Annotated in this window: 12 protein-coding genes, 1 tRNA gene and 1 pseudogene; 7 read left to right on the top strand and 7 right to left on the bottom strand. The window is 67.6% G+C overall.

The genetic code is table 11. The features are described from left to right. The first annotated feature begins 67 nt into the window (after positions 1–67). From ACFTWF_RS31305 to ACFTWF_RS31295, 3 genes are all read left to right on the top strand, one after another. Positions 68–141 (top strand) — tRNA-Ile (locus ACFTWF_RS31305). 61 nt (positions 142–202) lie between these two features. After that, positions 203–817, top strand: a complete 615-nt coding sequence (locus tag ACFTWF_RS31300; RefSeq protein WP_378464995.1) for a maleylpyruvate isomerase family mycothiol-dependent enzyme — start codon at positions 203–205, stop codon at positions 815–817. 71 nt (positions 818–888) lie between these two features. After that, the gene (locus ACFTWF_RS31295; RefSeq protein ID WP_378464994.1) at positions 889–1371 is read left to right on the top strand and encodes an adenosine-specific kinase; all 483 of its coding nucleotides are present in this window, start codon (positions 889–891) and stop codon (positions 1369–1371) included. Positions 1372–1384: 13 nt separating this feature from the next. Here the strand turns inward: ACFTWF_RS31295 and ACFTWF_RS31290 are convergent, their stop codons facing one another. After that, complete coding sequence (locus ACFTWF_RS31290) at positions 1385–2287, bottom strand: MBL fold metallo-hydrolase (RefSeq protein WP_378464993.1); 903 nt, start codon at positions 2285–2287, stop codon at positions 1385–1387. On the opposite strand from ACFTWF_RS31290, the gene ACFTWF_RS31285 reads away from it, so the two are divergent. The 4 genes from ACFTWF_RS31285 to ACFTWF_RS31270 all read left to right on the top strand — a co-directional run bounded on the left by ACFTWF_RS31285 (position 2286) and on the right by ACFTWF_RS31270 (position 5587). Next, on the top strand, positions 2286–2804 hold the full coding sequence (locus ACFTWF_RS31285) for a DinB family protein (RefSeq protein ID WP_378464992.1): 519 nt from the start codon (positions 2286–2288) through the stop codon (positions 2802–2804). The two genes, ACFTWF_RS31290 and ACFTWF_RS31285, sit on opposite strands and share 2 nt — an antisense overlap. A 110-nt stretch (positions 2805–2914) precedes the next feature. Next, the gene (locus tag ACFTWF_RS31280; protein ID WP_378464991.1) at positions 2915–4042 is read left to right on the top strand and encodes an NDMA-dependent alcohol dehydrogenase; all 1128 of its coding nucleotides are present in this window, start codon (positions 2915–2917) and stop codon (positions 4040–4042) included. A 91-nt stretch (positions 4043–4133) separates the two neighbouring features. Further along, on the top strand, positions 4134–4949 hold the full coding sequence (locus ACFTWF_RS31275; protein WP_378464990.1) for a serine hydrolase domain-containing protein: 816 nt from the start codon (positions 4134–4136) through the stop codon (positions 4947–4949). Positions 4950–5077: 128 nt separating this feature from the next. Then, positions 5078–5587 (top strand): DUF3145 domain-containing protein, encoded by a 510-nt coding sequence (locus ACFTWF_RS31270; protein ID WP_378464989.1) that lies wholly within the window; start codon positions 5078–5080, stop codon positions 5585–5587. A 67-nt stretch (positions 5588–5654) separates the two neighbouring features. Here ACFTWF_RS31270 and ACFTWF_RS31265 read toward each other — a convergent pair whose 3' ends face one another. The 6 genes and pseudogenes from ACFTWF_RS31265 to ACFTWF_RS31240 form a co-directional block, all read right to left on the bottom strand. Beyond that, positions 5655–7088 carry an acyl-CoA carboxylase subunit beta gene (locus ACFTWF_RS31265; protein ID WP_185724519.1) on the bottom strand — a complete coding sequence of 478 codons (1434 nt, stop codon included), beginning with the start codon at positions 7086–7088 and terminating at the stop codon, positions 5655–5657. Between the two features lie 94 nt (positions 7089–7182). Further along, on the bottom strand, positions 7183–8433 hold the full coding sequence (locus tag ACFTWF_RS31260) for a KasA/KasB family beta-ketoacyl-ACP synthase (protein WP_378464988.1): 1251 nt from the start codon (positions 8431–8433) through the stop codon (positions 7183–7185). An 8-nt stretch (positions 8434–8441) separates the two neighbouring features. Beyond that, a complete protein-coding gene (gene acpM, locus ACFTWF_RS31255; RefSeq protein WP_005247839.1) occupies positions 8442–8753 on the bottom strand; it encodes a meromycolate extension acyl carrier protein AcpM in 312 nt (103 codons plus the stop codon). Positions 8754–8859: 106 nt separating this feature from the next. Next, a complete protein-coding gene (locus ACFTWF_RS31250; RefSeq protein ID WP_378464987.1) occupies positions 8860–9777 on the bottom strand; it encodes an ACP S-malonyltransferase in 918 nt (305 codons plus the stop codon). 127 nt (positions 9778–9904) lie between these two features. After that, a complete protein-coding gene (locus tag ACFTWF_RS31245; RefSeq protein WP_378464986.1) occupies positions 9905–11176 on the bottom strand; it encodes a PucR family transcriptional regulator in 1272 nt (423 codons plus the stop codon). A 74-nt stretch (positions 11177–11250) separates the two neighbouring features. Further along, positions 11251–11923: pseudogene (locus ACFTWF_RS31240) on the bottom strand (pyruvate dehydrogenase (acetyl-transferring), homodimeric type); the annotation flags it as partial.

Raw genomic sequence — 11923 nt, 5'->3', positions numbered from 1 at the left:
CCGGGTACGCCGACGCGGCGGGCGCACGGTACCATCGGCACGCCGCGAGTGCGAGTGCTGCGGTGATGGGGCGGTAGCTCAGTCGGTTAGAGCCGTGGACTCATAATCCATTGGTCGCGGGTTCGAGCCCCGCCCGCCCCACCGTTGCCGCCGGTCGGTCCGGACTTTCCAAACCCGCCCGGATGCGGGCAGTGTGGACACCATGACGTTGGCGCGCCCGGAACGGGAAGAGTTCGCCGAGTTGCTCGCAGGTCTGTCTCCGCAGCAGTGGGAGTCACCGAGTCTGTGTGAGCGGTGGCGGGTGCGGGACGTGGTGGCGCACGTGATCAGTTATGACGAACTCGACCTCCGCGGTCTGCTCCTTCGGTTCGGGAAGGGGTGGTTCCTGCAGGATCGGGTGAACGCGCTCGGGGTCGCCGATCTCGCGGACCGCACGACCGACGAGTTGGTGGACGCGATGCGCGTGCATGCCGAACCCAGCGGTCTGCCAGCCGGTTTCGGTGGGATGATCGGCCTCGTCGACGGCATGATCCATCAGCAGGACATCCGCCGGCCCCTCGCGATTCCCCGGACGATTCCGCAGCACCGGCTGCGCGCGGCGCTCGAGTTCGCCCGTTTCGCTCCGCTGATCCGCGGTGCCTGGCGCGCCCGCGGGGTGAGGCTGGTGGCCACGGATCTCGACTGGTCCTACGGCCGGGGCCCGCAGGTCCGTGGCAGCGGGGAAGCACTCCTGATGGCGATGGCCGGGCGCCGCGACGCACTCGCCGACCTCACCGGCCCCGGGCAGTCCGCGTTCGCCGCCCACATCGGCGCCTGATCGGAAGCCCGGCGCGTCGTTGTTCTCCGTGGCGGAGCGGGGCAGACTGAGAGGCACCCGAGGAGGCCATCGTGGACCTGCAGATCGTGGCAGTCGACAAGCCCGACGACATGAACGTGATCGTCGGGCAGTCCCACTTCATCAAGACCGTCGAGGACATCCACGAGGCGCTGGCCGGAGTGAGTCCTCACCTCCGGTTCGGGGTGGCGTTCTGTGAAGCGTCGGGGCCCCGCCTCGTGCGTCGCTCCGGCAACGACGATCGTCTCGTCGAGCTGGCCACACGCAACGCGGTCGCGGTCGGTGCGGGCCACTCGTTCTTCGTGTTCGTGGAGGACGGTTACCCGGTGAACGTCCTGAACACGCTGAAGCAGGTTCCGGAGGTGTGCGGAATCTTCTGCGCCACCGCCAACCCCGTCGAAATCATCGTGGCCGAGACCGACCTCGGCCGGGGGATCGCCGGCGTGATCGACGGCGGTTCCCCCGCCGGCGTGGAGACGAGCGACGACGTCGCCGAGCGCAAGGCGCTACTCCGGACGATCGGCTACAAGCTCTGAGCGAGTGCCCGAGCTATGCCAGCGGATCGACGCGCTCCCACGCGACGGGGAGTTGCACGTCGACACCGTCCGCGAGGCCCTTCTCGGTGAGGAACCGCAGCGATCGCCGGAAGTTGTCGGCGAATCGGGGGAGGGGTGTCAACGGCCGGTCCAGCGGCTTCCAGAAGTTGTCCCAGTGGATCGGGATCACCCGGCGCGCGCCGGTCCGGGTCACCAGCGCGTCCCAGTAGTCGTGGCGGAACTCGTCGGACTGCTTGCCGAGCGTGCCGATGCCCAGATAGACGGTGTCGACGTCGTATCCGTCGAGTGCACCGGGAACGAAGTTCGCGCTGGCATGGACGAGAATCCGGCCGTCCGGATGCGCGAAGTGGAACGAGAAGCAGTCGCCCTGCGCGTATTCGCGGATCGACGCCGGCGGGTGCACCGCGTGGTCGATCGTGCCCGGGAACTTCGCCCGGGGACTGTGCGCTGCGGGCAGTGCCGTCACCTCGAAGGCGCCGTATCGCAGGGGAGTTCGCACCTCGATCGTCCGGAACCGGTCCGGCGCGAAACCGTAGCCCTCGGCGACGCGCCGCGTCGACGGCGAACCGACGAGTTCCGCGCCGGTGCGCTGCGCCACGATCGGAGAGTCCAGCGCGTGGTCGTAGTGCGAATGCGCGACGAAGACGGCGGCCAGGCGCTCGGTTCCCACCCGCGCGAGGGCCCGGTCGACGGCGGCACCGTCGGGGCGCAGCGGACGCAGGACCGATCGCAGGAGCGGCGGCCGGGAGAAGAACCCGTCCGTCATCACCGACGTCTCGCCGTCGGACAACAGGACCGTGGAGACACCGAGGAAGGTGGCGTGCATCCTCGTGACGGTACCGGTGGGCCGCGAACGCGCGGCATGATCGGAGCGCCGCTCTACGATGACCGCCATGGCGATCACTCCCGACACGAAGAACTGGACGTGGGTCCTCGACCGGGCCTGCCCCGACTGCGGGTTCGACGCCGCGGCAACCCGGTACGAGGACATCCCGGCTCTGGTTCGTGCGAACGCCGGCGCCTGGTCGCCGGTGCTCGCTCGTCCCGACGTGAGGGTCCGGCCGGACGAGCAGACCTGGTCGGCGCTCGAGTACGCGGCGCACGTGCGTGACGTGTTCCGGATCTTCGACGTCCGGCTGCGGCTCATGCTGGACGAGACGGATCCACTGTTCCCGAACTGGGATCAGGACGAGACGGCCGAATCCGAGCGCTACAACGAGCAGGATCCGGCCGTGGTGGGCGCCGAACTGCGTGAGGCCGGCGCGGCGGTGGCCGCCGGCTTCGCGGCCGTTGCCCCGGAGTTCCGGGGACGGACGGGGCGCCGCAGTGACGGTGCGTCGTTCACCGTGGAGTCGCTGGCCGCGTACTTCGTCCACGATCCGATCCATCACCTTCGCGACGTGTCGGGGTAACAGTTTCGGATTCCCGGATCCGATTCGGTAGAACGTGTTCCAATTCGGCGAGTTTGTGTCTATCGTCACATCAGCAGATGCGCAGACATGAATGAAGGGGTTGGAGTCACATGAAGACCAAGGGTGCGATCCTGTGGGGCCTGAACGAGCCGTGGTCCGTCGAGGAGATCGAGATCGGCGATCCGGTGGCGGGCGAGGTGCAGATCCGCATGGAAGCCGCCGGCATGTGCCACTCCGACCACCACATCGTCACCGGTTCGATGCCCATGGCGTCCTTCCCGGTCATGGGCGGCCACGAGGGGTCGGGCGTCATCACCAAACTGGGGCCGGAGGTGAAGGACCTCGAAGTCGGCGACCACGTGGTGCTCTCCTTCGTGCCCGCCTGTGGACGCTGTCCGGCATGCTCGGCGGGACACCAGAATCTGTGTGACCTCGGGATGGGGCTGCTGAGCGGCCTGGCCATCAGCGACGGCACGTTCCGCATCCACGCACGCGGTGAGAACGTCATCCCGATGTGCCTGCTCGGCACGTTCTCGCCCTACATGGTCGTGCACGAGACGTCGGTCGTGAAGATCGACAAGGACATCCCCTTCGACGTCGCGGCCCTCGTCGGCTGCGGTGTGCCCACCGGGTGGGGTTCGGCGACGCGGATGGCGGAGGTGAAGCCGGGCGAATCCGTCGTCATCATGGGTGTCGGCGGCGTCGGCATGAGCGCGCTGCAAGGTGCGGTGGCGTCCGGGGCGCGTCAGATCTTCGCCATCGACCCGGTGCCGTGGAAGCGGGAACAGGCGCTGAAGTTCGGTGCCACGCACGCGTTCGAGAGTGCCGCTGCCGCAATCGAGCCGATCATCGCGCTCACCAACGGGCTGATGGCGCAGAAGACGATCATCACCGTGGGGGAGATGCGCGGCGAATACGTCGAGGAAGCCCTGCTGCTCACCAGCAAGTTCGGCACCTGCGTCGTCACCGCCATGGGCGCCATGACCGACATGGACGTCAAGCTGAACCTGTTCCTCTTCTCCATGCTCCAGAAGGACCTGAAGGGCACCATCTTCGGCGGCGGGAACGCCCGGGTCGAAATCCCGAACCTGCTGAACATGTACAAGTCGGGGCAGCTGAATCTCGACGACATGATCACCCGCACCTACACCCTCGAAGGGGTGAACGACGGGTATCAGGACATGCTCGACGGCAAGAACATTCGCGGCGTCATCCGGTACACCGAAGCCGACTGGTGACGGCTCCCCGCTGTCTGCCTGTGCGGCTCGCCGCAGCCGGCCTGTGCGGCTCGCCGCAGCCGACCGCGGGCGGCTCTCGTAGGCTGACCGGGTGCACAGTCTCGATCAGATCGCCCGATGGCCCGTGGACAACGCTGCGGCGGTGGTCCTGTCGCGAGACGAAGGGGTGATCGGCGAATACGGCGACCAGCAGCGGGTCTTCCCGCTGGCCTCGGTGACCAAGCTGCTCTGCGCGTACGCGGTGCTGGTGGCCACCGAGGAGGGGGCGGTCGAACTCGATCAACCCGCGGGCCCGGAGGGCTCGACCGTGCGTCATCTGCTGGCGCACGCGTCGGGTCTCGCGTTCGACACCGACCGAGTTCAGACCGCACCGGAACGCAAGCGGATCTATTCGAGCGCCGGCTTCGAGGTGCTCGCCGACTTCCTCGCCGGCGAGACGTCGATCGAGTTCGCCGACTACGTCGCGGAATCCGTGTTCGCTCCGTTGTCGATGACCGGGTCGGCGCTCGTGGGCCCGGCCGGTCACGGAGCCGAGGCGTCGGCGGGCGACCTCGGCCGGTTCGCGGCCGAACTGTTCCGCCCGGCGCTCATTTCGCCGCAGACGCTCGCGGAGGCCACCTCCGTCCAATTTCCCGGGCTCGACGGAATCCTGCCCGGATACGGCTCACAGCGCCCCAACGACTGGGGTCTGGGATTCGAGATCCGGTCGGGCAAGAGCCCGCACTGGACGGGCACCGGCAATTCGCCGCAGACGTTCGGTCACTTCGGGCAGTCCGGGACATTCCTGTGGGTCGACCCCGCGGCAGGGCTGGCGTGTGTGGCGTTGACGGACCGGGATTTCGGCGACTGGGCCAAGCCCGTGTGGACCGAGCTGAGCGACGGTATCCTCTCGGAACGCCGAAGATGATGACACACCGATTGATCGAATCACTGGCGCAACACAGGCATCACAGGGCACACTGGTCAACCGAGCGTGCTGCACACACCGACTGAGGCCGTTGGGGAAGACGTCCCTCGTCGAAGCAGGAGGCTCGAGTGCGCGCATTGAATCAGTTCGCGGACGCGACGGTTGGTGTGGTCTACATCCACTCGTCGCCCGCCGCGTTGTGCCCCCATATCGAATGGGCGCTGACCTCAACCCTCGACTGCCGAGCGAACCTGAAATGGACCTCGCAGCCGGCCTCCAACGGCGTCCTGCGCGCGACCACCAGCTGGGTGGGTCCCGTCGGCACGGCCTCGCGATTGGTCAATGCGCTCCGCGCCTGGCCGATGCTGCGATTCGAGGTCACCGAGGATCCCAGTGAGGGCGTGGACGGCGAGCGGTACAGCCACGTGCCCGGCATGGGTCTGTGGCACGGGTCCACCAGCGCCAACGGCGATGTCGTCGTGGGGGAGATGCGCCTGCGGGCACTGATGCAAGCGGGAGGCGACATCGCCACCGAATTGGACTACGCACTCGGAACCGCCTGGGACGAGGCTCTCGAGCCGTTCCGCAGTGGCGGCGAAGGCGCAGAGGTCACCTGGTTGCGCCGCGACGTCGGCTGACCCGCACACACACACGAAAAGGCCCCCACCGCTCGAGGTGGGGGCCTTCTCTCGAACTGAGCTCAGATCACAGCGGGATGTTCTTGTGATCGCCTCGGCTGGCCGGAGCGGCGGCGAGGGCGGCGGTCACGACACTGCGAGTCTTGGCGGGATCGATCTCCTCGTCGACCACACCGATCGCGACGGCCCGGTCGACGCCGCCGGCGATGCTCTCGTGCTCGACGGCCAGACGCTCGTGCAGAGCCTCACGCTCTTCTTCCGGCGCCGCGGCGAGAGCACGCTTGTGCAGGATCCCGACGGCGGCCTTGGCGCCCATCACGGCGACCTCGGCGTCGGGCCACGCGTAGACGGCGGTGGCGCCGAGCGCGCGGGAGTTCATGGCGATATAGGCGCCGCCGTAGATCTTCCGGGTCACGACCGTCACTCGGGGAACGGTGGCCTCGGCGAACGCGTGGAGGAGCTTGGCCCCGCGGCGCACGACGCCCTCCCATTCCATGCTCACACCGGGCAGGTATCCGGGCACGTCCACAACCACGACGAGCGGGATGCCGAAGGCGTTGCACAGGCGGACGAAACGAGCCGACTTCTCGGCGCTCTCCGAGTTGAGGCAACCACCCAGGCGAAGGGGGTTGTTGGCGATGACACCGACGGTGCGGCCACCGAGACGACCGAGCCCGGTGACGATGCTGCGGGCGTAATTGCCCTGCAACTCCTCGAAACTCGACTCACCCTCGACGTTGTCGAGGAGCTCGTGAACGATGGGACGGACGTCGTAGGCGCGCTTCGCCGACTCCGGCATGAGCGCGCGGAGATCGGTGTCGCCGTGCGCGGCCGCGGCCTGATCGAACTCGCCCTGTTCGCAGAACATCGACACCAGGCGGCGGGCCCGGTGCAGGGCGTCGCCCTCGTCGTGGGCGGCGATGTGCGCCACACCCGACTTCTTGGTGTGCGTGTCGGGGCCGCCGAGGGAGACCATGTCGACCTGTTCCCCGGTGACGCTGCGGACCACGTCGGGTCCGGTGACGAAGACACGGGCCTCCGGCGCCATGATGACGACGTCGGTGAGGGCGGGACCGTATGCCGCGCCGCCGGCGGCGAATCCGAGGACGACGGAAATCTGGGGGACGCGGCCGGACGCGCGGACCATGGCCTCGAAGACCAGCCCGACGGCGTGCAGGGCCTCGACGCCCTCGGCGAGACGCGCGCCGCCCGAGTGCCAGAGACCCACGATCGGGGCATCTTCCTCGAGGGCGGTGTCGATCGCCGTCACGATGTGCTTGCAGCCTTCGACGCCCATGGCACCGCCCATGACGGTGGCATCGGAGCAGTAGGCGATGGTGCGGACACCGTCGATGTTGCCGGACGCGGCCAGCACACCGGACTTGTCACGCGGGTGGAGCGGGACGACCGTCCCGCCGTCGAACAGCTTCTCCAGGCGCGCAAGGGGATCACGCGGATCGACCGATGCATCGGACTTCGTCGCGGGTGCCAAGATTGTCATCGCGTCCTCCTCTGTAGCGGCCCGGGGGGGCTGTCGATGGGTGGAGACCCCTTCGACGAAGGGGTCTCCACCCGCGATCTGGCTGGACCGGCTGTCAGGCCCGGCCGAAGGCGAGCGCGACGTTGTGCCCACCGAAACCAAACGAGTTGTTGATCGCGAAATCGATCTCGCCGTAACGGGCTTCACCCTTGACGACATCCAGGTCGATCTCTGGATCCTGATTCTCGAGATTCAGCGTGGGCGGAATGACTCCGTCACGCAGACTCAGGACCGTGAGCACCGCCTCGAGCGCACCGACGGCGCCGATCGAATGCCCCAACGCGGACTTCGGTGCGTACACCGCAGCGTGGTTGCCGACGGCAGCCTTGATGGCGTTCGCCTCTGCCGTGTCACCGATCGGCGTGGCCGTGGCGTGCGCGTTGATGTGCTGGATGTCCCTCTTCGTCAATCCAGCAGTCTCGATCGCCCTCGTCATGGCCCGCGCAGCACCCGAACCAGAAGGATCGGGAGCGACGATGTGGAACCCGTCGGAGGTGATCCCCGCGCCCAGCAGGCGGGCGTGGATGGTGGCACCGCGAGCCTTGGCGTGCTCCTCGGTTTCGAGGACCATCATCGCTCCGGCCTCACCGAACACGAAGCCGTCACGATCCTTGTCGAACGGCCGCGAGGCCGCCTTCGGATCGTCGTTGCGGGTGCTCAGTGCGCGCATCATCGCGAAACTCGCGATCGGCACGGCGTCGAGGTAACCCTCCACACCACCGGCGACGATGATGTCGGCGTCGCCCATCACCAGCATGCGGTACGCATGGGCGATGGCCTCGGAACCCGAAGAGCAGGCCGACACGGGAGTGATCACTCCGGCGCGGGCGCCCAGTTCGAGTCCGACGGTGGCCGACGGGCCGTTGGGCATCACCATCTGGACGGCGAACGGCGACACCTTGCGGTAGCCACCGGCCTTCATCTTCTCGACGGCGTCGATCAGAGCTTCGCCGCCGCCGAGTCCGGTGCCGATCACGACGCCGAGGCGATCCTTGTCGACCTCCGGGCTACCGGCGTTCTCCCAGACCTGACGGCCCAGGACGAGCGCCAGCCGCTCGACGAAACTCATCCGGCGGATCTCGACCCGGGACAGCGACTCGTCGGGCGACACCTTGAGCTTGCCGCCGATCGTCACCGGCAGGTCGTTCTCCGTGACGAAGGCTTCCTGGATGGTGTCGATGCCGCTCTCGCCGGCCAACAGGCCTTTCCACGTGGCATCCACGTCACCAGCGATCGACGTCGTAGCCGCGAGGCTGGTGACGACGATGTTGGGGAACTGTCTCCCGTTGGTCGAGGCGGAAGTCACGGTTGAGCTCACTCCTCGTCGTTCTTGGCAGCTTCGAGCTTGGCCTTCACGGCCTCCGCGTCTGCGCCGCCTTCTGCTTCGAGCTTCTGGATGTAAGACACGGCGTCACCGACGGTGCGCAGTCCGGCGAGATCCTCGTCGGGGATCTTCACGCCGTACTTGTCCTCGGTCTGGACGGCGATCTCAACCATGGAGAGGGAGTCGATGTCGAGGTCGTCGACGAAAGACTTTTCGATGGTCACCTCGGACGGCTCAATACCGGTGACCTCCTCGATGATCTCCGCGAGTCCGGCGATGATGTCTTCCTGGGTGGCGGCCACTGAGTGGCTCCCTTCTGATTCGGTGTAGATGTATCTGGAGTTGTGCAGGCACGTCCCCATCGGCCGCGCCTGCGGGCCCTACGCGCACCGAGGTGCGCGCAGCAAACTAGCCGAGTTCTGTCAGTTCGGCCAGCGCGGAGATGTCCCCCGGGGTCTTGAGTGCCAGAGTCGGCGTGCCGCGCATTTCACGCTTGGCGATACCGACCAGGGTTCCGGCTGGTGGGAGCTCCGCGATCGCGGAGACCTGAGCGGTCCGCAGGCTTGCGGTACACAGGTCCCAACGCACAGGTCGGGTTACCTGCGCGGCCAGCTTAGTCAGTGCGTCGGCTCCGGATGCGACCGGTGCGCCGTCGGCGTTGGAGAGCAGTGTGCGGGTGGGTTCACCCGGTGTGATCTTCGACGCAGCCTCGGTGACGGCCTCCTGGGCGGGTGCCATGAACCGGGTGTGGAACGCGCCGGCGACGGGAAGGGCGCGGACGCGCGCCTTCTCGGGCGGGTTGGCCGCGAGTTCCTCGAGCGCCGACAGCAGACCAGCCGCGACGATCTGCCCGGCGGCGTTGCGGTTGGCAGGCTCGAGCCCCAGTTCGTCGAGGCGGGCGAGCACCTCGGCCTCGTCGCCCCCGAGGACGGCGGACATGCCGGTCGGCTCGAGTGCACACGCCTTGGCCATCTCGGCGCCGCGGAGAGCGGCGAGCGCGACGGCGTCGTCGGCGGACAGGACCCCCGCGACGACCGCGGCGGCGAGTTCACCGACCGAGTGTCCGGCCGCGATGGTGTCCGCGGGAACGAGGCCGCGCGCGTCGAGTTCCTCGAAGGCGAGGATCGCGGCGGCTACGACGAGAGGCTGGGTCACCGACGTGTCGGTGATCTCCTCCGCGGTCGCGGTGGTACCGAGGCGGACCAGATCGAGGCCGGCAGCCTTCGACCAGAGTTCGACGCGGTCATGAGAACCCGGCAGCTCCAACCAAGGGATGAGCATGCCGGGAGTCTGAGAGCCCTGACCCGGGGCGAGCAACGAAATCACTCTTCAAGAGAACACCGTCAACCGCGTACCGCGAGATGTCGTTGCGGATGAACCTTCGTCAGCGGATTTGTCGGGTTCCCACAAAATTGCACGTGGGGTCCTCGCATCGAATCTGGACAGACGTTCGTTACATCCCTGCTTCTCCGAATGGGAAGGGTGTGACTGGTGTTAAACGTGTGATGGGTTCGTTATGGGAATGTGTCAATCGGCCCACTGTCGCGGCGACTCTCAGCACGTACGCATCCCGCGGATTCGTCGGATCGCGCCCGGTGACTTCCGCGATTCTCTTGAGTCGATACCGGACAGTATTTGGATGAACAAACAGCTGACGTGCACAAGTCTCAACCGCACCTCCACAGTCGAGATATGCATCCAAAGTGTCGGTGAGAACACCTCCCGCAGCCGCCAGTGGTGCGACCAGATGGTCGTTGAGAGCGGTGACCGCGGCGTTGTCACCGAGCAGTGCGCGTTCGGGTAACAACTCGGCGGCGTGGACCGGCCGAGGGGCCCCGCGCCAGCCGGCGACCGCCTGCATCGCGGCGAGCGCCTCGACCGCACTGAGGTGCGCCGCGCCCAGCGTCGGAGTGGTCGGACCGATGATCACCGGCTCGTCGGAGAACTTGCCGAGCAGATCGGTCATGAAGCTCGAGTGCCCCGACCCCTCCTGGAGCTCGCCGCTGACCACCATCACGAGCCGCGAACCCTGCACGACCGCGAGAGCGGCCCGGCCGTGCTTCTGCGCGATGGTGTGAACCGTGCCGACGACGGAGACGCGTTCGTCCTCGGGCGGTGTGCCGACGATGACGGTGGCGGGAGCGGTCGCGTCCCAGTTGAGGGTCGCGGCCCGCGACAGCATGTCGGAACCGGTGTCGCCGCGAACCACGGCATCGACCACGAGGGCCTCGAGCCGGGTGTCCCAGGCGCCGCGGGACTCCGCCGCACTCGCGTACACGGAAGCGGCCGCGAAGCCGAGTTCGCGGCCGTAACGCAGTACGGCCTCGGTGAGGGCGATCAGCTGCTGGTCGTTGCGGGCGAGGGCGGGGAGCCACTGCTCGAAGAACTCCATCGCCACGCGCACCATGTCCACCGTCTGGCTGAGGGTGAGCCTGCGCGCGAGATCCTGCGGAATGACCTGGAACGCGTCCAGGCTGAACCGGATGTCGCTGTCCGGATTCTTGAGCCATTCGAGGAAGTTGACGACCGCCGTCTGGACCAGCAACTGCACGTTGGACCGTTGGGCGGCGTCCAGGTCGTCGAAGAACGGCAGCTGATCCTGCATCGTCGTGACAGCCTCGGTCGAGAGGCGGCCGGAGAACTGTTTGACGCGACGCAACAGTGCGTCGGGCAACGGATCCCGGGTTTGTCGTCTGCGGGAGACCAGCGGACTCTGCTCGACCATAGACAAGAACCTACGCCCACCGCCGCCCGTGTAGTCCGACGGACACACGGGCGGCGGTGGGTGAGGAACTCGGGTTATGCGCTCCCGGTGTCCGTGTACGAGACGGCGGCGGCGCGGACGTCGTCGATGCGGTACCGGTTGGCGGCGTCGACGGCCTTGGAGCGGTCGAGGGTGCCTTCGCCGGCGAGGGCGGACAGGACGGCGACGACGATCGATTCGGCGTCGACGTTGAAGTACCGGCGGGCGGCGGGGCGGGTGTCGGAGAACCCGAACCCGTCGGTGCCGAGGGTGGTGTACGAGCCGGGCACCCACTGCCGGATCTGGTCGGCGACCGCGCGCATCCAGTCGGAGGCGGCGACGAACGGTCCGGCCGCATCCGACAACGCCTGGGTGACGTACGGCAGCGGGGCGTCGGTGCCCGGATCGCGCAGCGCCTGCCGTTCGGATTCGATGCCGTCGCGGCGCAGCTCACCCCACGAGGTCACCGACCACACGTCGGCGGCCACGCCCCACTCGGTGGCGAGCAGTTCCTGCGCCCGCAGCCCCTCGGGCATGGTGACACCGGAGACCAGAATCTGCGCCTTCGGACCCGATGCCTCGGATTTTTTGAAGAGGTAGAGGCCCTTGAGCAGGCCCTCGACGTTCAGGTTTTCCGGCTCGGCGGGTTGGGTGTAGGGCTCGTTGTAGAGGGTGATGTAGTAGAAGATGTCCTCCCCACCGAACCCGTCCACCCCGTCGGTGCCGCCG

This window comes from Rhodococcus sp. NPDC056960, from assembly GCF_042674125.1.
GTDB lineage: Bacteria > Actinomycetota > Actinomycetes > Mycobacteriales > Mycobacteriaceae > Rhodococcus_F.
The sequence above is the reverse complement of the archived record's forward strand: the minus strand, read 5'-3'. Positions and strand labels throughout refer to the sequence as shown.

Excerpts from the sequence above, each read along its gene's own strand:
- ACFTWF_RS31290 (WP_378464993.1), bottom strand. The coding sequence starts at position 2,287 with ATGGCGGTCATCGTAGAGCGGCGCTCCGATCATGCCGCGCGTTCGCGG.
- ACFTWF_RS31265 (WP_185724519.1), bottom strand. The coding sequence starts at position 7,088 with ATGACAATCTTGGCACCCGCGACGAAGTCCGATGCATCGGTCGATCCG.
- ACFTWF_RS31280 (WP_378464991.1), top strand. The coding sequence starts at position 2,915 with ATGAAGACCAAGGGTGCGATCCTGTGGGGCCTGAACGAGCCGTGGTCC.
- ACFTWF_RS31285 (WP_378464992.1), top strand. The coding sequence starts at position 2,286 with ATGGCGATCACTCCCGACACGAAGAACTGGACGTGGGTCCTCGACCGG.
- ACFTWF_RS31245 (WP_378464986.1), bottom strand. The coding sequence starts at position 11,176 with ATGGTCGAGCAGAGTCCGCTGGTCTCCCGCAGACGACAAACCCGGGAT.
- ACFTWF_RS31300 (WP_378464995.1), top strand. The coding sequence starts at position 203 with ATGACGTTGGCGCGCCCGGAACGGGAAGAGTTCGCCGAGTTGCTCGCA.